Genomic DNA, 20,709 nt, shown 5'->3' on the forward strand with positions numbered 1-20,709 from the left:
CAACCTGTCCTGCCGGACAGCCGCGTCACCCATTCTTAAACCATCTTACGGGGGTACGCCCATGAAAGATCCTCGCGTCAGACAATTCGCCGAAGTCCTGGTCAACTACTCGGCCCGTGTGCAGCCGGGCGACGTGGTGCTCATCTCCTGCGCCGGCCTGGAAGGGGAGCCGCTGGTCAAGGAGCTCTACGCCCTGTGCCTGGAGAAGGGGGCCAAGTACGTCGAGTACGAGTTCAGCATCCCGGACATCGGCCGCTACTTCTACAACCTCGCCAGCCCCGACCAGCTTTCCTATTTCCCGCAGCACAAGCTCGATTTCATGAAACAGGTCGACGTCTACTTCGGTCTCTCCGCCGCGGACAATTCCATGGTAATGGCCCAAGCGAACCAGAAGAGCATGATCGCCTGGTCCAAGGTGGTGCGCCCTATCATCGACCAGCGTGTCAAGGGGACCCGCTGGGTGGTGACCCGCTACCCGACCCACGGAGCCGCGCAGGAAGCGCGCATGAGCCTGGACGAGTACGAGGATTACCTCTTCGCCGCCTGCTGCATGGACTGGGAGGAGGAGTCGAAGAAGCAGGACGCGCTGAAAGCCTGCGTCGACGCCGCCGACCGGATCCGCATCAAGGCCACCGACACGGACCTCTCCTTCAGCATCAAGGGGCTCCCCGGCATCAAGTGCGACGGGCGCCTGAACATCCCCGACGGCGAGGTCTTCACCGCGCCGGTGCGCGATTCGGTGCAGGGGTATATCACCTACAACTGCCCGACCGTCTACCAGGGGAAGGAATTCAACAACATCCGCCTGGAGTTTGCGAACGGACGCATCGTCAAGGCTACCGCACCCGGCATGGACGCCGAGCTGAACCGGATCCTGGATACCGACGAGGGGGCGCGCTACGTGGGCGAGTTCGCCATCGGGGTCAACCCCAAGATCCGGGTGCCGATGCGCAACATCCTGTTCGACGAGAAGATCTTCGGCTCGATCCACTTCACCCCGGGGCAGGCCTACGACGAGTGCGACAACGGCAACCGCTCCGCCGTGCACTGGGACATGGTGAAGATCCTGGCCGGCGACGGCGAGCTGTGGTTCGACGACATCCTGATCCAGAAGGACGGCCGCTTCGTGCACGAGCCGCTTCTGGGGCTCAACCCCGGTGACTAGCCATGCTGCTTGAGATCAACCCCGACAATCCGCAACCGCGCCTGATCGCCAAGGTGGTCGAGATCCTGAAAAACGGCGGCGTGGTGGCCTATCCCACCGACACCACCTACGGCATCGGCTGCTCCATCTTCAGCAAGAAGGGGATCGAGCGGATCTACCAGATCAAGCAACGCGACCGCAAGAAGCCGTTTTCCTTCATCTGCGCCGACATGTCCGAGATCTCCCGCTATGCCCGGGTCTCCAATTACGCCTTCAAGCTGCTGCGCCGCCTGCTGCCGGGGCAGTACACCTTCGTCATGGAGGCGGCCACTGTGGTGCCGGACCTCTTGCAGACCAAGCAGAAAACGGTCGGTATCCGTATTCCGGACAACAAGATCTGCCTGGCCATTGTGAAGGAGTTAGGCGCCCCCATCGTCACCACCAGCGCCAACCTCTCCGGCGAGGATCCCATCGGCAACCCGTGGGCGGTGGAGCACGAACTGGGCAAGCAACTGGACCTGGTTGTGGACGGCGGTGACCTTTCCGCCGACGTAAGTTCCGTGGTCAGTCTCATCGGCGATCGACCCGAGGTACTCAGAAAGGGTGTCGGGGACGTGAGCTGGTGCGAATAGAGCGGTCCACGCCCGAGGTTATCATCCATGCGTAAATCCACCGTGCGTCGCGGCATCAGATCCATCTGCGCCGGCATCCTCGCCCTGATCGCCGCCACCTTCTTCCATAGTGAGATCTCGGCCCTCCTGATGCTCGGCATCGCCGGCGAGGCACGTCTCACCTTCCTGGGGTTTTTCCTCTCCGGGATGCTGGGTGGCTTCGGCGTGCTGGTCGCGGCCCTGGGGCTTTTGCAAAACGGGGAAGGGGAGCCGCGGGTGCGCCTTTTACCCACCATGGTGCTGCTGTTCTCGTTGGTCGTCCTCTTCTTCGTCCTCACCTACACCTGGATCACCTCACCCTCCGCTCCGGTTCTCGCCCCGGGAGAAAGCATCAACATCTAGAAGCAGGTTGAGCTAAAGATTAAGTTTGAGAAAAGGCACGTGACGATCATTAGCCGCAAGTCGACTTTGCCCATGTTCTTTGTTTCTCCTCAACCTTAATCTTAATCTCAAGTCGCCTTTTGCCTTAACCTCAGCCTGTTTTTCATGATATATTGGCGTCACTGAAAATAATGAAAAGGGAGGGTGGCATGTTTCGTCTCACCATTCACACTGCGTTTGCCGCTGCGCATAATCTGATCAACTACCAGGGCGACTGCGAAAACCTGCACGGCCACAACTGGAAGGTCGAAGTCTCCATCACCACCAACGAACTGGATAAGGCCGGCCTGGGCATCGACTTCAAGATCCTCAAGCGGCAGACCAACGATCTCTTGAAAACACTGGACCACAAATACTTGAACGAACTGGCCCCTTTCTCGGAGCTCTCCCCGTCTTCGGAGAACATCGCCCGGTACCTTTACCATGAGCTGACCAAGATCTTCGGCTCGGACAAGGTCAAGGTAGACATGGTCACGGTGTGGGAATCCGACTTCGCGGCGGCGAGCTACTATGAGTAATCTGCAGGCGCCCCTGGTCGAATGTTTCTCCTCCATCCAGGGAGAGGGGGTGCTGGTCGGCTTGCGCCAGGTGTTTCTGCGCTTCTCCGGCTGCAACCTGAACTGCAAGTTCTGCGACACCCCGGGCATGACCGCCGTCCCGGACGAATGCCTGCTGGAGCTGACCCCCGGGCGGCGCGACTTCTTCAAGGTCCCTAACCCGGTACCGCTGGAGCGCGTGGCGACCTTGATGGAAAGCTGGACCGCGGCATGGCCCGGCATCCACCATTCCATCAGCATCACTGGCGGGGAGCCGCTCCTTTTCGGGACGCTGCTCGAGGAGTGGCTGCCGGTGCTGAAAAAGATCCTCCCCATCTACCTCGAGACCAACGGCACGCTCCCCGAGGCGCTGGCACCGCTCATCCCGCACCTGGACAGCATTGGCATGGACATCAAGCTGCCGTCCTCGACCGGCTGCCCGGAGCTATGGGACCAGCACCACGCCTTTCTGGAGTTGGCCGCCATGAAGGAGGTCTTCGTCAAGATAGTGGTGGGGCAGGAAACCGAAGACTGGGAGATCCAGCGTTCCTGCGCCATGATCGCCTCGGTGGACCCTGCCATCCCGCTCATCCTGCAGCCGGTGACCCGCGACGACGGCAGCATCGGCATCGATGCCGTGCGCACCCTGGAACTCCAGGAACTCTGCTCCTCACTCCGGGAGGTGCGGGTCATCCCGCAGACCCACAAGTTCATGGGGCAGCTGTAGCGCCTCGTCAACAACGACATCAGCGAAGGGCGTCCATTGCGGGCGCCCTTTCTTTTTTGCGGGGTGGCCGTTATAATGAGTGGCTGTGGCTTCACCCCGGGAGGTTTTCCACGTGCAGAAACTAGCCAAGGTTGACGAGATGAACGCGGTGCTGGAGGAGCTCTCCAGCCAACACCTGAAGGGGAAGGTGAGGGCCTTGCGCCTGAGCCTGATGGCGCTTTTGACCGGCGGGCACATCCTACTCGAAGATATCCCCGGACTCGGCAAGACCACCATGGCCCTGGCCTTCGCCAGCGCCCTCGGGCTCTCCTTCGGCCGGGTCCAGTGCACCAGCGACCTGCTCCCCTCCGACATCACCGGCCTCTCAGTATTCGACCGGAGCGAGGGGCGCTTCAACTTCATCCGGGGGCCGATCTTCAACAACATCGTCCTGATCGACGAGATCAACCGCGCCATGCCCAAGACCCAGAGCGCGCTCCTGGAGGCGATGGAGGAGCGGCACGTCACGGTCGAGGGGGTCACCTACCAGCTCCCCGAGCCGTTCCTGGTGCTGGCGACGCAGAACCCGGTGGAGCAGGTGGGTACCTATCCCTTGCCGGAGTCGCAGATGGACCGCTTCCTGATCCGCACCGGGATCGGTTATCCCCCCGAGGAGATCGAGAAGGGGATCCTGAGGCAGGGTAGCATCCGGGACGAGATCATGCACATTCCGGCCCTGGTGCGCAGCGACGACCTGGTCACCGCCATCGCCAGCGTGAAGGAAGTCTACGTGGGCGACAAGGTGACCGACTACACCTATGCGATCATCAAGGCGACCCGGAACCACCCGCTGATTCTGGCCGGCCTCTCGACCCGAGGCGGCATCGGCATGGTGGACGCCGCCAAGGCGGCCGCCTACCTGCACGGCCGCGACTTCGTGGCGCCGGAGGACGTCAGGGACGTGGTCCATGCCGTCTGCCCGCATCGCCTCATCTTCCGCCCGGAGCACGAAGGGGTGGACAAGGAGCACGTATTAAACGCGATCTTAAAGGAGATCCCTCTCCCTCTCACATAAAGCTCACCAAGGGGGGCGGGATGTACGTCGCCTCCACCCTGCTGCTGGGGGTGTCCGCGGTCAATACCGGCAACAACCTCCTCTTTCTCATCGTCGCCGCCATGCTCGCTTTCATGGCGATCACGGGGGTGCTGGGGTGGCTGAATATCCGCGGGCTCGCCCTCAGCGTGCACCTGCCGGACGAGGTCTACGCCGGCACCGATACCTTCCTCTCCATCACTCTTGAGAACCGGAAGAGGTATCTGCCGTCCTTCCTGATCCGGGTCGGCGTCTTGGGCGGCTCCACCTCCTTTCTCCTGGTGGAGAAAAACCGGCCCCAGTCTGGATCGCTCCTGCTTTCCTTCCCGGTGCGGGGCCCCCTGCAGCTCGCCGAGGCCTCGATCAGCTCCCCCTTTCCGGTCAACTTTTTCGTTCGCGCCGCATCGCTGCCGATCCGCCAGGAGTGCACCGTATTCCCGGCGCCGCGCGCGTTGCCGGTCCCGGCGCCGGGAGGTAAGCCCGATGCGGGGGAGTCGGCCGCCATTGCTGCCGCCGGTTATGACGGCGATCTCGCCAAGATCTCGGATTATCGCGGTGGTGAGCCCCTCAAGTTGATCCACTGGCGCCTGTCGGCCAAGCACGAGGAGTTCAAGGTGAAGGAACTGACGGCGACGGCGGCTGAACCGCTGCTGCTCGACCTGGACCTGATCCCGGGGCGCGACCTGGAGCAGCGCCTTTCCTTCGGCACCTTCCTAGTGAACCGCCTGGTGAAGGGGGGACGGCCGGTAGGTCTCAAGCTCGGGGAGCGCGTCATCACCCCCGGCAGCACCAGGAGCCACCGGCTCAAGCTGCTCACGGAACTGGCCAACTATGGTAAGAATTGACCTCCTTTTGAGCGGGCTCACCGCCTGCATCGCGCTGATCAGTTACCTGCCCCTGCAGGAGTACCTTGATCCCTTCGCGCGCTTTTTCTTCCCGGCGGCGCTCGTGCTGGCGGCCTGCCTGCAGGTCAGGGGGCGCGCCCTGCCGCCGCGGGTGCTGACACCGGCCTCGATACTGCTCTTTTTGTACCTCGCCTCGCAGTTCTCCCTGAGCCGGTTGGTGCCGGTCACTGCCGACCTGCTGGTGGTCTTTCTGGGGGTGCGGCTCCTCGGTGAGCGGATCGGCCGCAACTACCTGCAGGCCTTCGCTCTTTCCCTGTTCTGCCTGGCCGCCTCCTCGCTCTACGAGATCTCGGCGATCTTCCTGGTCTACCTCTTCTCCCTGCTGCTGCTGGTGGCGGTGGCCCTGGTGCTGCTGACCTTCTACGCCGAGGATCCCGTCTCCGCCCTGCCGGCAAGAGAGGCGAAGAAGGTGTTGACCGTCGCCGCGCTGATGCCGGTGGCCTCGCTGCCGCTGTTCCTCTTTCTCTTTCTCTTCCTTCCCAGGACCCAGTACCCGATCTGGCTCACCAATGCCCCGGCAGGGAAGAAGACCGGCTTGTCCGACACGGTACAGCCGGGGAGCGTCCAGTCCGTTTCGGAAGTGAAAGGGGCGGTGCTGCGGGCGATTACCCCGAAAGTGCCCGAACAGCAACTGTACTGGCGGGCGGTGGTGCTGAACGCGTTCAAGAAGGACGCCTGGGTGCGGGAGCCTGTCCCCGGCGATGCCCCTGCGGTCGCCCGGGGAGACGTGGTGCTCCAGGAGATCTATCCGGAACGGACCGCCACCCAGTACCTCCCCGCGCTCAATGTGCCCCGCGCCATCAGGGAGCTGCGCCACGATGCCAGCGCCGACGGCGTGTTCGTGTCCCGACGCCCCCTGGACAAGAAGGTGCGCTACCTCGCCGAGTCGGTACTCGCGGACACGATCCTGGTGCGACGCATCGACCGGGATTTCTACCTGCGGCTGCCGGAGCAGGTCTCGGAACGCATGCGGGGCGAGGGACGCAAGCTGGCCCGCTCCGGCAAGAGCGTCGAGCAGAAGATGGCGGCACTGGAGTCATTCTTCCGCGACCAGCGCTTGACCTATGCCAACACGGGACTTCCGGTGGGCGGGGACCCGCTCGACTCTTTCCTCTTCGAAAAAAAACGTGGCAACTGCGAGTATTTCGCCTCCTGCTACGCGATACTGCTGCGCCTAGGCGGGGTTCCCGCGCGCCTGGTGGGAGGGTTCCGCGGCGGGACCTACAACGACGTCGGTGGGTACTACCTGGTCACCGAGGACATGGCCCACGTCTGGGTGGAAGCCTACCTGGACGGGGTGGGGTGGCGGACGGTGGACCCGAGCTCCTGGGCCCTGGGGGGGGGGCGCAGCCAACAGGCCCGCGGGCTGTCCATGTACCTCGACATGGTCGGGTTCTACTGGGACAAGGCGGTGGTCACCTATGACCTTGACAAACAGCTGTCCTTAGTGCGAAATGCCGGGAACAAAGCCCGCGACCTGCGGCTTCCCCCCTGGTTCGGGAGGTTGATGCTCCTGGCCCTGCCGGTGCTCGCTGCGCTTGTGCTTTTGGTCCTCTGGCGCAAGCAGCGTCCCCCCACTGTCGAGGCGCGCCTTTTGCGGCGCATGCTCCGCCTGCTGGCCAAGCGTTATCCCGGAGAGATCAAGGGTGACGAAGGGCTCTTCGAGCTCTCCGCTCGGCTCCAGGACCGGCACCTGGCCCGGTTCGTCGGCGTTTATGGCGCCGCCGTCTACCACGACCGTCCCCTGACCCGTGCCGAGGCGGCAGAACTCAATGAAATCGTTCGGGAGGCATCCCAGGATCGTTCTTGACACGGGACCTGCTTTGATTTAGTTTTACCTTTCCGTATTTTCAGGGGTTGTGAGGCGATAACTTGGCTTCCAAAAAAGACAAAATTCTCGAGAGTGCCCAGCGCTTCGTGCTGAAGGGGCAGATAGACAAGGCGATCAAGGACTACCAGCAGGTGGTGGCCATGGAGCCCAACGATATCCGCTATCGCCAGCGCCTGGCCGAGCTCCTGGTGCGCGACAACCGCAAGGATGAAGGGATCCAGCAGTACGAGGACATCGGCAAGCACTACGCCGACAACGGTTACTTCCTGAAGGCGATTGCCATCTACAAGCAGGTCCAGCGTCTCAACCCCGGCAATCCCGCCACCGCGCTTACCATCGCCCATCTGAACCACCAGCAGGGGCTGATCGGCAACGCCATGGCGGAATACAACCAAGTGGCGGCGCAGTATGAAAAGGAAGATTTGCTGAAGGAAGCCCTCAAGGTGGTGGAAACGATGCTGGGCGTCGATGCCGAGCATGTCGCCACCAGGCTTAAGTACGCGGAACTGCTGTACGTGACCGGCGCAGTAGAGCAGTCCCGGGAGGCCTTCCGGGCATTGCTGGCAGCTTTGCGCAATCGCGGTCTCGAAGGCGAGGCCGCCTCGATCGCCGCCCGTGTCCAGGAACTCTTCCCCGAGGAGCAGGACGCGCCCGAGCCCGAGCCCGTTCCCGCATTTGCCGGCGAGGGACTGTCGACCACCGGTTTCGAAGGAGTAGAAGATGTACCCGGGGTGCAGCCCGCACCTTCCTGGGACAGCGCAATCGAGGAACCGGTCCTGCCGGACTGGGACGCTCCCGCGGCCGAACTGCCTGATCCCTTCGCGGCGCCGACCCCGACGGAACAGCCCGAACCTGTCGCGGCAGCCCCTGCCTCATACGAGGCACCGGCACCTTGGGACACCGAGCAGGAAGAAACCGCTGAAGAGGGCTCCATTGCCTGGGAAGAGGAGATCGAACTAGACCTGGAGGATGATGTTTTCGCGTCTGCGCCGACCCATGAGTCCGCTGCTGCCGAGCTTCCCGATGCACCCTCCGAACCCTCTGAACCGTCCGAGCCCGCAACTGCTGCCGCGGCCGGGGTAGAACTCCCGCTGGACTTCTCGCTGGAGCTGGACTTCGACGAAGTCGCGGCCGAGGAGGACCTGGAGGCGGAGCCGGAAGAGGACGCTGCCCCGGTGGTGGAACTCGACTTGGAGCAGGGAGGGGATCTGGAGTTGACCCTGCCCGACCAGGAAACCCCCTTCGGCGAATTCTCCTGGCAGGAAGAGGGGGACGAGCCGCAAGAGCCGGAAGAAGCGGAGCCGACGGCGGAGCTTGCCGAGTGGGAGGAGGCCGAGCCCGAGCTCGAGGCGGAACTGGAACTTGAGCCGGAACTGGAACTTGAGCCGGAACTGGAACTTGAGCCGGAACTGGAGCTCGAGCCGGAGTTTGAACTCGAGCCGGAGCCCTTACAGGAACCTGAAGCGCCGGAAGCCCCGGAAGCTCCGGAACCGGCCCCGCTGCGCGGCTGGGAGGAGATCTTTCCGCAGGCGGCAGGCGGCGCGGACCTCGATACGGAGGAACTCGAGTCACACTACGATTTAGGGATCGGCTACAAGGAAATGGGGATGTACGCCGGGGCCATCAAGGAATTCGAAATCGCGGCGGGGAACCCGCAGCGCCGCTTCGATTGCCTGACCCTGCAGGCAATCTGCTACCGCGACAAGGGAGAGCCGGCCAAGGCCGAGGAACTGTTGCAGCGCGCCCTGGAACTGACTGTGATCTCCAGGGACGAGCGCACCTCCCTCCACTACGAACTGGCGGTAATCGCGGAAGGAAAAGGCGCTGTGGAAGAGGCGATCGGGCTGTACCGCGAGGTGATCCGCGTCAATCCCAGCTACCAGGACGCTTCCAGCAGACTTTCCGCGCTCTCGGGCGAGGAGGTTGAGGATTTCATCGACTTGGAGCTGGAAGAGGGAAGCTGACCTTTTACCAGGTGAGCAGGTTGAGCGGGGGGACCAGGCGCACCGGCGCCTGGAAGAAGTCCCCGATGAAGTTGGCGGGGACCGGGGGGAGCGGTCCGGCCGTCTCCAGCGTCTTCTGCACGGCCCGGTCGTAGACGATGTTGCCTGAACTTTCCAAAATGGTGCTGCCGATGATGTCGCCGTTACGGGTGATGGTGAGGTTCACCACGATCGGCGCCACCTTCTGATCCTTCTGTTCCAACCACCACTTATCGTTTACCCCCTGCAGCAGCCGAATGTAATACTCCTTTATCTCCGGACGCAGCGTGTCGCCGTCGCTGAGCGGCCTGAAGTACCCCTTGGTAAGACCCATCCCGAAGGTGGTGCGGGACTGTTCCTCGACGGCGGTCTGGGGCCGTGCCGGTTGCGGTGTCGGGGCCGCGGGCTGCGCGGCCTGCACCGGCTGCGGGGCTGGTGTCGGCGGCAGCGGTTCAGCCTCTTCCTGGGGGAGTTCCGGCTCGGGGTCGGGCTGGGGCTGGGGCTGTACCGCGGGGGCGGCCGGGACCGGTGCCGGGATTGAGTTGAGGTCGATGAAGGTGACGGCGGGACGCGCCGGTTCGCCGCCGCCGGGGATGCCGAGCAGAACGACCGCGCAGACCACGTGCAAAACCAGCGAGACCGCCAGCCCGGTGAGCAACTGCTTGTTGGGGCTGGTCGGGTACTGCTCTTCCTCGAGCGGGTCGAGTGGATCGAGCGGGTCTATCGCGTCTTGCATGGCTGGTACGTCCTTCTCCCGCCATCCCAAAGCGGGCGTCAGGCATGGTTAGTGTCCGTCATGTATAACAAATTCGCGGCGGCTCTGGCAACCAAAGAAAGACGTTTACGGAAAATGCGAAGGGACCCCGCGGGGTCCCTTCTTCGTTTGGGCAGTGTTTGGGTGCCACCCTTGTGGGAGGTTTATCCGGGACTTTCGGAGGCACGCAGCAGTTGCCCCCTCCCCTTGCGGGAGGGGGTAAGGGGGTGGGGGAAGATGCCATTATTTCCGCTGCTTGCGGCTTCACCCACCCCCCGTCCCCCTCCCGTCAAGGGAGGGGGAGCCCTGTAGCCCTATAGCGGGGTAGGGGCCGGAGCGTCGAGGGAGGGGATGGGAGCGTCCAGGGCGGAGGAGGTTCGGCTCACCTTCCAGCGCAGCTCCTCCTGCATGCTCTGCGCGTCAACCACCGCTATGGCGGCCATGTTGACTATGGTGGCGACGTCGTCTCCCCTTTGCAGCACGTGGACCGGTTTCTTCATCCCCATGAGGAGCGGTCCGATCGCCTCCGCCCCCCCCAACCGGTGCAGGAGCTTGTAGCAGATGTTCCCCGAGTTCAGGTCCGGGAAGATGAGGATGTTGGCGGGGCCGGTAAGGGTGGTGAAGGTGTAGTTGGCGAGAAGCTCCGGCGTCACCGCCGTGTCCGCCTGCATCTCTCCGTCGATCTCGAGGCCGGGCACCCTTTCCTTCACGATCTCCACCGCGCGCTTCACCTTCTGGGTCAGGGCGTGGTTCACCGACCCGAAGTTGGCGAAGGAGAGCATGGCGATGCGCGGCACGATGTCGAGCAGTTGCACCTTTTCCGCCGCCAAGAGCGCGGTCTCTGCCAACTCCTCGGCGGTCGGCTCGATCTCGACCGTTGTGTCGGCCATGAAGTAGATCCCCTTTTTGAAGACCATCATGTACATGCCGTGCACGCCGGTCAGCTGCGGCTGCCTACCGATCACCTCCAGGGCCGGCCTGATGGTGTCGGGGTAGTGGGTGTCGATGCCGCCCAGGAGCGCGTCCGCGTCACCCATGTGCACCATCATGGCGCCGAAGTGGTTGCGCGACTTGCGGCGCACGATGCGTTGCGCCTCGGTGAGCGTGATCCCCTTGCGCTGCCTCATCCGGTACAGTTCCTGCGCGTAAGGCTCAGTCAGCTCGGAATTCTCCGGGTCGACGATGGTCAGGTTCAGCTCCATCCCCAGTTCGGCCATTTTTTCCAGCACCTTGGCGCGGTTCCCGATCAGGATCGGGTGGGCGATCCCTTCCTCCACCAGGTGGTAGGCGGCCTTGAGGATCTTCTCGTTGTCCCCCTCCGGGAAGACGATCTTCTTGGGATCGCTTTTCGCCTTGTTGATGATGGCGCGCATGGTCTCCTTGGCGCGCCCCTGCAGCGTTTCCAGCCACTCGACATAGCGGCCCATGTCTTCGATGGGGATCCGCGCCACGCCGCTCTCCATGGCTGCCCGGGCCACGGCCGGCGCCACCCGCAGCAGGGCCCGGGGATCGAACGGCTTGGGGATGATGTAGTTGCGCCCGAAGGAGAAGCTCTCGTTGCCGTAGGCGCGGCAGACCGAGTCGGGACATTCCTCCTGCGCGAGCTGCGCCAGCGCGAACACCGCCGCCTTCTTCATCTCTTCGTTGATGGTGCTGGCCCGGACGTCGAGGGCGCCCCTGAAGATGAAGGGGAAGCCGAGCACGTTGTTGACCTGGTTGGGGTAGTCGCTGCGGCCGGTGGCCATGATCACGTCCGAGCGGACCGAGAGCGCCTCTTCCGGCGTGATCTCCGGGTCCGGGTTGGCCATCGCCATGATGATGGGATCTTTGGCCATCTCGCGCACCATCTGCGGGGTCACCGCCCCCTTCGCCGAGACGCCGATGAAGACGTCCGCGCCGCGCATGGCCTCCTCCAGGGTGCGCCACTCGGTCCGGATCGCCAGCCGCTCCTTGTAGGGGTTCATCCCCTCGGTCCTCCCCTGGTAGATCACCCCCTTGGTGTCGCACATGCAGAGGTTTTCCGGCTTGGCCCCCAGGGAGATGACCAGGTTGGCGCAGGCGACGCCGGCGGCCCCGGCGCCGTTGACGACGATGCGCGCCTTTTCGATCTTCTTCCCGACCAGTTGCAGCGCATTGATGAGCGCGGCCGAGCAGATGATGGCCGTGCCATGCTGGTCGTCGTGGAAGACCGGGATGTTCATGGTCTTCTTGAGCTCTTCCTCGATGTAGAAGCACTCGGGCGCCTTGATGTCCTCGAGGTTGATGCCGCCGAAGGTCGGTTCCAGAAGCTGCACCACCTTGATCACGTCGTCCGGTTTCTCCGATTTCACCTCCAGGTCGAAGACGTCGACGTCGGCGAAGCGCTTGAAGAGGACCCCTTTCCCCTCCATGACCGGCTTGCCGGCCAGCGCCCCAATGTTCCCCAGCCCCAGCACCGCCGTACCGTTGGAGACCACCGCGACCAAGTTCCCTTTGGCGGTGTAGAGGTAGGCGTCCGACGGATTTTGTTCAATGGCGAGGCAGGGCTCGGCGACGCCGGGGGTGTAGGCGAGGGAGAGGTCCAGGGAGGTGAGGCAGGGTTTCGAGGAAATCACTTCGATCTTCCCCTTGCGCCCTGCGGCGTGATATTCGAGCGCGTCTATCTTCTTCGTCATGGCATCCTCCTCGAAACAGGTGGTAACGGTGAGTTTTGCGGACTGGAAAAAACGGCTGTAGCGATGTTCGGGTGCAAACGGGGAAACGATACTGCCACACTGCGGTGCGTCAGCAAAAGGAAGTCAGATGGGCTGCGAAAGTATAGCATGTCACCTCACCGGATCAATCTCCAGCCTAGTCGCCGGATCAATCTCAATCACCACCCAGGTTCAGGGGAGTTGATGGTGATGTCAGCTCAAGGTTGTAAATTGAGACAATCTGGTTGATAATCTTCGCGGCTATAACAGGAAACGAAGGGGAGGATGTCATGGACAGGCTTTGGGCACCTTGGAGGATTGAATACCTGACGCAGCCACCGGCGCCGGGTTGCATCTTCTGTGCTGAGGGGGACGACCGGGAGCTCCTGGTCCTGCACCGCACCCCGCTGGCCCGCGTCATGCTGAACCGCTACCCGTACTGCAACGGTCACCTGCTGGTTTCGCTGCACCGTCACAGCGCCGATTTGGGCGGACTCTCCGGCGAGGAGATGCAGGAACTCTTCCGCGTGGCGGCGTTGTGCAAGGATGTCCTGACCCGCTCCAGCAGTCCCGACGGCTTCAACATCGGCATGAACTTGGGCAAGACGGCCGGGGCCGGCGTCGAGGACCACCTCCATCTGCACGTGGTGCCGCGCTGGAGCGGCGACAGCAACTTCATGTCCGTGGTGGCGGACCTTCGGGTCATCCCCGAGGCCCTGCTGGCGAGCTACGACCGGCTGCTCCCCTTCTTCCCCAAAGCGGAGGATGCGTGAAGGGAGAGTTGTGCATCGGCGTGGACCTGGGGGGGAGTAATCTGAGATTTGCCCTGGTGGACCGGCAGGGGAGGGTGCTGGCGCGCAGCGCGGAGCCTACCTTGCCGGCGGCGGGGCTGGAATCACTAATGACGCGGCTCTTGTCGGGGGTGGAGCGGTTGCGGCAGCAGGCAGCCCGCATGGGGGCTGGGACCGTGGCGCTCGCGGTCGGGGTCCCGGGGCTGGTCTGCAGCGACGGGGTGGTGCGCGCCAGCGTCAATGTTCCCGTGCTCGAGGGGGTGCCCCTGGCCCGGGAACTTGCCGGGGCTACCGGGATGCCGGTGGCGGCGCTCAACGATGCCAACGCCTGCGCGCTGGGTGAAAAGAACTACGGCGCCGGGCGCGATTACCGATCGTTGATCGCGCTCACTTTGGGGACCGGCGTCGGGTCGGGGCTGATCCTCGACGGGAAGCTCTGGACCGGCGTCGACGGCGCGGCCGGGGAATTCGGCCACATCCCGGTGGAACCCGAGGGACGCCCCTGTGGCTGCGGCGGCCGGGGCTGCCTCGAGCAGTACGCTTCGGCCGGCGCCATCGCGCGGGGGGGTGATGACGCAGCCGCGGTCGCTTGCCGAGCACAACAGGGAGATGCCGCGGCGCTCGCGCTCTTTGCCGAGGCAGGGCGCTATCTGGGGATTGCGGCCGCCGGGGTGGTGAACCTGCTCAACCTGGAGGCGGTCATCCTCTGCGGTGGCGTGGCGCGCAGCTTCGATCTCCTGGTACCCGCACTGCGCCGGGAACTGGAGGCCCGGACCTTCCCCGTTTCCGGCGGCCGGGTGCGCGTCGAACAAGGGATACTGGGGGACGACGCCGGGGTGCTGGGGGCGGCGGTGGCCGCCTTCGGGGCCCTACTTTAAGAAAAAACTCTCATTATTAAAGAGCCGTTCGCGGCCAACCTATGTTATAGTTACCGCTGCCCCGCAGGGCGGGGCTTCAATTTGACCTGTATGGAGGCGCCCATGTCGTTTAGAAGCATTTTCAAAGCACTTTTCACCGCATGCATTCTGCTTACCCTGGCGGCCACCTCGTTCGCCGCAGCCCCGGTCAAGCCGGAGGAGTCTTTCCGCAACGCCTTCCCTCAGGTGCCTGTGGACAGCATGACCCCGACCGAGATCCCGGGGCTGTACGAGGTCGTCTCGGGTCAGCGCATCTTCTATTACTACCCCGACAAGGAACTGGTGCTGACCGGCGAGATCGTAGGCAAGGACCTGAAGAGCCGCACCGCCGAGCGTAAAGGGGCCATGATGGCCAAAGTGGCCAAGGACCTGCCGCTGGACAAGGCGCTCAAGATCGGGGACGGCAAAAAGGTGGTCATCGAGTTCACCGACCCCGACTGCCCCTTCTGCCGCAGGGGCGCCGAGTACTTCACCAAGCGGACCGACGTGACCCAGTACATCTTCTTCGCGCCGCTGGCCCACCCGGGGGCGATCACCAAGATCGAGTACATCCTGTCGGCCGACAACAAGGTCCAGGCCTATGACGCCATGATGCTCGGGCAGGAGATTCCTGCCGGCGCCAAACCCGCCTCTCCGGAGATCAAGCGGTTGGCCCAGGAACACATGGAGCTGGCCAAGAAAGCCGGCGTCACCGGGACCCCCACCTTTTTCATCAAGGGCCAGATGGTCGTGGGCGCCGACGTAAACCGGTTGGACGAGTTGCTCAAGTAGCATCGTCCTCCGAAGCGGAGACCGAGACGGTGCCGAACTTGCCGTCGTAACCGGGCTCGATTTCCACCTCGCCCGCACGCATCCTAGCAATACCAGCCGCCAGCGTCGCACTCGACCTGGCGGCTATTTTTTGTAAAGGCGCCTCGAGCAGGATGTGGAACTCGTTGCCCTGCTCCTGCAAAAGCTCGAAGTAGAGCGTCTCCGCTTTCTTGCTGGAACTCCCCACCCGCAGCGCACCCCCGATCAGATCGATGAGCGGTATCACGGACCAGAAGGGAGGCGCCAGCGCCGGCCTCGCCCCCGTCGGACGATCCGCCAGGAGTTCCACCCGGTGCAGCACCCCCACGGTCAGTTTCCTTCCGCAGACGGGGCAGCGATAGTCGTGGGCGATGGTCTCCTCGGGGGAGAACCTGATGCCGCAGCACCGGTGGCCATCGGCGTGGTATTTCCCCTGCTCCGGGAAAAACTCGATGGTCCCCGCCACACCTTTGCCGCCGGCTATCGCCTGGTGGATCCCGTCATAGCAGAGTTCGGTGTCGAAGATGGTCGCCTCGCGCCCGAGCTTGGCGGCGGAGTGTGCGTCCGAATTGGAGATGAGCGTGACGCCGTCCAGGCCCGACAGGCGCCAGTTCATGGCGGGGTCGGAGGAGAGCCCGGTCTCGATGGCGTGGATGTGGGGGGCGAGTTCGTCGAAGCATTCCGAAAGCGACGCGAACCCGGAACAGGCGCCGAAGATGGAGTAGTGGGGGGTCCAGGCGTGTGCCGGGACGAGGAGCGCGCGCGGGGAGGCGTCGAGCACCATGGCCAGGAGGTCCTTGGCGTCGAGCTTCAGGATGGGCCTGCCGTCGGAGGCGAGGGAGCCGATGCGGGCAAGCTGGAGGTTCAGCCGGTGCGCCGCTGCGAAGTCGGGGAGCAGTATCAGGCAATGCACCTTCCTGGTGCGTCCCCCTTTCCGGTAGATGCAGCTGATTTCGCCGCTGATCAGGAAGGAGACGGGGGCGCGGCAGCTTGCCGGCACCTGGTCCGGGGGAGGCTCCCGGCGTAGGCGCAAGAGCCCAGCTTCGGCCGGCACCAGCTCCCGCTCCAGTTCGGCAAGCCATTCGGGGTGGGTGCAGTCACCGGTGCCGACCACCCGGATCCCTTTCAACTGCGCCCAGCGCCAGAGTTGCTGGAGGTCGAGGTCGCGGCTGGTCGCCCTGGAAAAACGGGAGTGGATGTGCAGGTCTGCTGTGAATCTCATGTGGGGCGGTTCCGGGCGCGCCTTGCGCCGTTACAGGGAGGCGGGGAGGGGCAGAGGGGCGGCGCCGTCAGGCGTCGCTGGCCCGGGAGGCGCCGAACTTGGTGACCATGTGCTGCCGGTAGCTGACGATCTCGCTGCGCAGAGAGGCGAGCCTGGCCATCTTCTCGTCGATCTTCTCGATGTGCTCGTCGAGGATTTCCACCAGCCGGGGCACCATGCGCTCGGTCTGCTTGGCCTCGCCGTACGCCGCGTAGAGGTCCTGCATCTCCTTGATGGTGAGCCCCAGTTCCTTCAGCTTGATGATGAACTTGATGCGGCGCACGTAGTAGGGGGTGAAGCCGCGCGTGGCGCCGTCGCTTCTGGGAACGCTTTCGATGATGCCGACTTCCTCCCAGTAACGGATGGTCCTGGTGGTGAGTCCCAGCGCAGCGGCGACGTCCCCGATCGAGGTGATCTCTTCGCCGTCGTTGATGATGTCCATGGAAAACCTCTCGGTGGCAATAAATTCCCAGCTAATCTAGAACATGGCGTTCTGGGTGTCAATCGCTTTCCCGCAGCCGCGCCCGCCCAGGTGAAAACCGTTCAACGGGAATTGGGACATTTACAAAACAATGTTTTTCGTGTATCAAGTTTAGTATGGATTTATAGGAGGCTGAAGCATGGATCTTTTTCAGGCCATCACCGGCCGTCGCAGCATACGGAAATTCAAGCCTGTGCCGGTTGAGCCAGCAAAAATAAAACAGGTACTCAATATGGCGCGGCTGGCGCCTTCCTGGAAGAATCTGCAGTGCTGGCGTTTCCTGGTACTGACCCACCCCGGGCCACGAGCCCTCCTGGCCGAGGCCTTTCCCGATGACAACCCGGGCAAAAAGGCCATCGCGTCGGCGCCTTGCATCATCGTCGTGTGCGCCGATCCTGCCGAGAGCGGGGTCGAAAACGGCATCGAGTACTTCGTTGCCGACACCGCCCTCGCCTTTGACCACCTCTGCCTGGCCGCCCATGGCCTGGGCCTGGGTACCCGCTGGATGGGGTGGTTCAACGAGGAGGCGATCAAGCGCGCACTCGACATTCCGGAGGGTATCCGGGTGGTCGGAATCACCCCGCTTGGCTATCCGGACCAGTCGCCCAACCCGCGCCCGCGCAAGGAACTGGCGCAGGTCGCCTTCAGCGAGAAGTGGGGCGCTCCCTACCAGTAGCGGGCGGTGCCTGATCGCCCATACCGATTTGTGATCGGCCCTTTCTGCCGGCCGTCCAACACTAGGGGCAATCGACGGGTTGCCCCTCTTTTTTTGTCCGCACTGCAGTGTGGGGTACACGCCGCTTCGGCGTGATTGCCTGCGGGGACGGTCCGTGCTATCCTGCCGCCGCGCCGATTCCCGGCGCGAGCCGCCCGCCATCCTCATGCAAAGGTCCGCCATGTCCATCTCACCGTACCCCGCCACGGTCACCATGCCCAGGCTCGAGCATCCCTACCCGACGGTGTTCGCCTTTTTGGTGGAACATTTCCCGCGGATACCCCGCGAGGTGTGGGAAACGCGCATCGCGCAGGGAAAGGTGCTCGGCGAGGATGGTGCGCCGGTCGGCATCGCCACCCCGTACGCTCCTCAGCGGCGGGTCTTCTACTTCAGAGAGGTGGAGGAGGAGCGGGAGATCCCTTTCCGGGAAGAGATCCTGTTTCAAAACGACGAGCTGCTGGTGGCGTGCAAGCCGCATTTCCTGCCGGTGACCCCCGGCGGGGTCTACCTGAACCAGAGCCTGTTGCACCGACTCAGGGAACGTACCGGCATCCACCACCTGGTGCCGCTGCACCGGATCGACCGGGAGACGGCCGGCCTGGTCCTTTTCTCGGTGAACCCGAAAACGCGCGGCCGTTACGGCGCCTTGTTCCAAGGCGGCTGCATCGAGAAGGAGTACCGGGCGGTCGGCGTGGGGCGGGTACCCGAGGGAGAAAAAAGCTGGCTGGTGGAAAGCAGGCTGGTGTCCGGGGAGCCCTGGTTCGTCATGACGACCGAACCGGGTACGCCCAACGCGCGTTCGCAGATCCGGCTGCTCGAAGAGCGGCAGGGGCGTTGCCTGTTCGCGCTCAGCCCGGTCACCGGGAAGACCCACCAGTTGCGGGTGCACTTAAGCTCCCTGGGGTGGCCGATCCTCAACGACAGGCTTTACCCGCAGTTGCAGCCTCAGCAGTTGGACGACTTCGACAAGCCGCTGCAACTTCTGGCGCAACGGCTGCGTTTCAAGGACCCCGTCAGTGGCAAGTCGCTGGAGTTCCAGTCTGATAGGCGACTTTTGTGGTAATCTAGAACGGTTCGCGCAGTCTCTGGTACGGCAGAAGGTTCGCAGGGAGGTGTAAGATGGCGAAGAATGTGCTCCTGCTGGTCGATTACGGCGTCAACAACAGCATCCACATCGGGCTGTTCAAGATCCAACTCAAGGAGGCGGGATGGCGCCCCGGTCTCGTAGAAGGGGCCTTCGAGAAGAGCCTCGACCTTCCCGATTCCGTCATCGAGAAGACGGTGCAGGAGGAGGTCGACAGCGCCGCCAACCTGGCCGCCTTCAAGAAGACCTGCTGCGAACTCTTCATCACCGAGGACGAATTGAAATTCTGCTGGGACTGGAATACGCCCTGACCAGCATCCAATCCCGCACCCGCTTCTGTCATTGCTATCCGAAATCACTGGACAATTTCCCGAAAGTTTAGTTACTATTCACGCTATGAATAAAGTCGCAGCAGTGTTTATCATCTTGTTTACCGTCGCAGTAATAACTTTTGGCACCTGGCAGCTCTTCAAAGGGAACTTCGAGGCGGCTTTTTCTGCGTTTCCGTTCCTGCTGATTATCTACTTTTTTATCAAGCCATTCCGTAACTCATAAGGTCGAGTGCCATGCGGTGTGCGGTCCTCGTGATGCTTCTCTGTCGGCGTTTCTGTCTGGCGCCGGGAAGATGTCGTCGCGCGCCGCCGGCTGCTGTATTGGGGCCTTGCCGATGGGAGACATCATGTTCAGTTGTGCACTTGTGATCGATGATTCGGCTGCCATTCGGGAGCAGGTAATACGGACGCTGCAGGACGTCGGGTTGTTCGAGCAGTACCGGGAAGCGAAGGACGGGATGGAAGGGTTCAAGACCCTGATCGACTGCAAAGCCGACCTGGTGATCTGCGATGTGGAGATGCCGCGCATGGACGGCTACAAGTTCCTGCAACTGGTCGCCTCGCGCCCCGACCTGCAGGGGTTGCCCATCATCATGCTGACCGGCAAGATGGACTTCAACTCCAAGATCAGGGGGCTGGAACAGGGCGCCAGCGACTACCTCACCAAGCCCTTCGACTCCGGCGAACTGGTGGCGCGCGTCAAGGTGCAACTGAAGATCAAGTCCCTGCAGGACGAGCTGAAGAAGGCGAACGAGCAGCTCAAGCGACTCACCAACATCGACCACCTGACCGGGCTATTCAACCGGCGCTACCTCGCCGAGGTCCTGGAAGCCGAGTTCTTCAGGGCCAAGCGCAACGGCGAAAACCTCTCTCTGGTCATGGTCGACATCGATTTCTTCAAACAGGTCAACGACACCTACGGCCACCAAAACGGCGACGTGGTGCTCTCCTCCGTGGCCGATGTGATACAGCAGCAGATGCGCGCCTACGACAGCGCCGCGCGCTACGGCGGCGAGGAGTTCGTCATGGTCTTCCCCGGCACCACGCTGGAAGGCGGGGTGATGGCCGCCGAACGCCTGAGGCTGGCGGTAATCGATCATCACTTCCCGCACCCGCTGGATGACCTCACCGTGACCGTCAGCGCCGGCGTCGCGGGCTACCCATCCCCCCAAGTCGACAACCTCGACTCCCTGTTCCGCCGCGCGGACGAGGCACTTTACCGCGCCAAACAAAACGGCCGCAACAGGGTGGAAACGATGTCGGTCTGATCCATCTGCTATAAAGTTAATTTTTTTTAAGAAAACACTTGAAAAAGTTTTAATTTTTGGGTAAATGTTACCTCCTGCTGTGCGCCCCAAGGCGCCAATACGGGAGGAGCCTGGTATGGACACCTTTGACGCGGCTTATGCCAATTACTTGAAACTGTTGGCAAAACTTGACAAGACCGACGACATCACCGAGAAGAACCAGATCTTTCGCCAGCTCACCCAACTGCTGTGCGAGTTAGAGCAGGGGCTCAAGAACAAATCGACGCCAAGCGGCTGCCGAGAGGAATTGGCCTACTGGCTCTAGCTCCCTTGCCCCCACGCACCCCCCCCAAAGCTGCAGGGGCTGCCTGCACCCGCCATGGCGGCCTCGCCACCTCATGAAAAAGTTTGACACTT

21 protein-coding genes are annotated in these 20,709 nt (G+C 63.0%); 17 read left to right on the forward strand and 4 right to left on the reverse strand.

Annotated features, from left to right (window positions below; genetic code table 11):
• Positions 1-61: 61 nt before the first annotated feature.
• The 9 genes from JFN90_RS11220 (at position 62) to JFN90_RS11260 (ending at position 9,231) form a co-directional block, all read left to right on the forward strand.
• Positions 62-1,165: an aminopeptidase gene (locus JFN90_RS11220; protein WP_199395203.1), complete on the forward strand. Its 1,104-nt coding sequence runs from the start codon at positions 62-64 to the stop codon at positions 1,163-1,165.
• 2 nt (positions 1,166-1,167) lie between these two features.
• A complete protein-coding gene (locus JFN90_RS11225) occupies positions 1,168-1,776 on the forward strand; it encodes an L-threonylcarbamoyladenylate synthase (protein ID WP_199395204.1) in 609 nt (202 codons plus the stop codon).
• 27 nt (positions 1,777-1,803) lie between these two features.
• Positions 1,804-2,157 carry a hypothetical protein gene (locus tag JFN90_RS11230; RefSeq protein ID WP_199395205.1) on the forward strand — a complete coding sequence of 118 codons (354 nt, stop codon included), beginning with the start codon at positions 1,804-1,806 and terminating at the stop codon, positions 2,155-2,157.
• Positions 2,158-2,345: 188 nt separating this feature from the next.
• Entirely contained in the window at positions 2,346-2,714 is a 369-nt protein-coding gene (gene queD / locus JFN90_RS11235) for a 6-carboxytetrahydropterin synthase QueD (RefSeq protein ID WP_199395206.1), read from the forward strand.
• On the forward strand, positions 2,707-3,459 hold the full coding sequence (locus JFN90_RS11240; protein WP_199395207.1) for a 7-carboxy-7-deazaguanine synthase QueE: 753 nt from the start codon (positions 2,707-2,709) through the stop codon (positions 3,457-3,459). Before queD ends, JFN90_RS11240 begins: the two co-directional genes overlap by 8 nt.
• 139 nt (positions 3,460-3,598) lie before the next feature.
• Entirely contained in the window at positions 3,599-4,513 is a 915-nt protein-coding gene (locus JFN90_RS11245) for an AAA family ATPase (protein WP_199395276.1), read from the forward strand.
• Positions 4,514-4,533: 20 nt separating this feature from the next.
• Positions 4,534-5,376: a DUF58 domain-containing protein gene (locus tag JFN90_RS11250; RefSeq protein WP_215906767.1), complete on the forward strand. Its 843-nt coding sequence runs from the start codon at positions 4,534-4,536 to the stop codon at positions 5,374-5,376.
• Positions 5,363-7,246, forward strand: coding sequence for a transglutaminase family protein (locus JFN90_RS11255; RefSeq protein WP_199395208.1), 1,884 nt, complete (start codon positions 5,363-5,365; stop codon positions 7,244-7,246). The genes JFN90_RS11250 and JFN90_RS11255 overlap by 14 nt, the downstream gene beginning before the upstream one ends.
• Positions 7,247-7,308: 62 nt before the next feature.
• On the forward strand, positions 7,309-9,231 hold the full coding sequence (locus tag JFN90_RS11260) for a tetratricopeptide repeat protein (RefSeq protein WP_199395209.1): 1,923 nt from the start codon (positions 7,309-7,311) through the stop codon (positions 9,229-9,231).
• Positions 9,232-9,235: 4 nt separating this feature from the next.
• On the opposite strand, the gene JFN90_RS11265 is transcribed toward JFN90_RS11260, so the two are convergent.
• Both JFN90_RS11265 and JFN90_RS11270 read right to left on the reverse strand, forming a co-directional pair.
• The gene (locus JFN90_RS11265) at positions 9,236-9,985 is read right to left on the reverse strand and encodes an energy transducer TonB (RefSeq protein ID WP_199395210.1); all 750 of its coding nucleotides are present in this window, start codon (positions 9,983-9,985) and stop codon (positions 9,236-9,238) included.
• Between the two features lie 332 nt (positions 9,986-10,317).
• Positions 10,318-12,657 (reverse strand): NADP-dependent malic enzyme, encoded by a 2,340-nt coding sequence (locus JFN90_RS11270; protein ID WP_236018955.1) that lies wholly within the window; start codon positions 12,655-12,657, stop codon positions 10,318-10,320.
• 308 nt (positions 12,658-12,965) lie between these two features.
• On the opposite strand from JFN90_RS11270, the gene JFN90_RS11275 reads away from it, so the two are divergent.
• The 3 genes from JFN90_RS11275 (at position 12,966) to JFN90_RS11285 (ending at position 15,154) form a co-directional block, all read left to right on the forward strand.
• Positions 12,966-13,448: an HIT family protein gene (locus tag JFN90_RS11275; RefSeq protein WP_199395211.1), complete on the forward strand. Its 483-nt coding sequence runs from the start codon at positions 12,966-12,968 to the stop codon at positions 13,446-13,448.
• A complete protein-coding gene (locus JFN90_RS11280; RefSeq protein WP_199395212.1) occupies positions 13,445-14,344 on the forward strand; it encodes an ROK family protein in 900 nt (299 codons plus the stop codon). Before JFN90_RS11275 ends, JFN90_RS11280 begins: the two co-directional genes overlap by 4 nt.
• A 102-nt stretch (positions 14,345-14,446) precedes the next feature.
• Positions 14,447-15,154 carry a DsbC family protein gene (locus tag JFN90_RS11285; RefSeq protein WP_199395213.1) on the forward strand — a complete coding sequence of 236 codons (708 nt, stop codon included), beginning with the start codon at positions 14,447-14,449 and terminating at the stop codon, positions 15,152-15,154.
• Here the strand turns inward: JFN90_RS11285 and JFN90_RS11290 are convergent.
• Together JFN90_RS11290 and JFN90_RS11295 are read right to left on the reverse strand one after the other, a co-directional pair.
• A complete protein-coding gene (locus JFN90_RS11290) occupies positions 15,147-16,394 on the reverse strand; it encodes an endonuclease Q family protein (RefSeq protein ID WP_199395214.1) in 1,248 nt (415 codons plus the stop codon). The genes JFN90_RS11285 and JFN90_RS11290 overlap by 8 nt on opposite strands.
• A 67-nt stretch (positions 16,395-16,461) precedes the next feature.
• Positions 16,462-16,875, reverse strand: coding sequence for a MerR family transcriptional regulator (locus JFN90_RS11295; RefSeq protein ID WP_199395215.1), 414 nt, complete (start codon positions 16,873-16,875; stop codon positions 16,462-16,464).
• Positions 16,876-17,053: 178 nt separating this feature from the next.
• Here JFN90_RS11295 and JFN90_RS11300 point away from each other — a divergent pair, with 178 nt between their 5' ends.
• The 5 genes from JFN90_RS11300 to JFN90_RS11320 all read left to right on the forward strand — a co-directional run bounded on the left by JFN90_RS11300 (position 17,054) and on the right by JFN90_RS11320 (position 20,617).
• Positions 17,054-17,590, forward strand: a complete 537-nt coding sequence (locus tag JFN90_RS11300; protein WP_199395216.1) for a nitroreductase family protein — start codon at positions 17,054-17,056, stop codon at positions 17,588-17,590.
• Between the two features lie 154 nt (positions 17,591-17,744).
• Positions 17,745-18,692 (forward strand): pseudouridine synthase, encoded by a 948-nt coding sequence (locus JFN90_RS11305; protein ID WP_328755590.1) that lies wholly within the window; start codon positions 17,745-17,747, stop codon positions 18,690-18,692.
• A 56-nt stretch (positions 18,693-18,748) separates the two neighbouring features.
• Positions 18,749-19,024: a hypothetical protein gene (locus tag JFN90_RS11310; RefSeq protein ID WP_199395217.1), complete on the forward strand. Its 276-nt coding sequence runs from the start codon at positions 18,749-18,751 to the stop codon at positions 19,022-19,024.
• A gap of 368 nt (positions 19,025-19,392) precedes the next feature.
• The gene (locus JFN90_RS11315; RefSeq protein WP_199395218.1) at positions 19,393-20,313 is read left to right on the forward strand and encodes a diguanylate cyclase; all 921 of its coding nucleotides are present in this window, start codon (positions 19,393-19,395) and stop codon (positions 20,311-20,313) included.
• A 115-nt stretch (positions 20,314-20,428) separates the two neighbouring features.
• Positions 20,429-20,617 (forward strand): hypothetical protein, encoded by a 189-nt coding sequence (locus tag JFN90_RS11320; protein WP_199395219.1) that lies wholly within the window; start codon positions 20,429-20,431, stop codon positions 20,615-20,617.
• Positions 20,618-20,709: the final 92 nt, after the last annotated feature.

The organism is Geomonas propionica (genome assembly GCF_016458235.1).
Classification (GTDB): domain Bacteria; phylum Desulfobacterota; class Desulfuromonadia; order Geobacterales; family Geobacteraceae; genus Geomonas; species Geomonas propionica.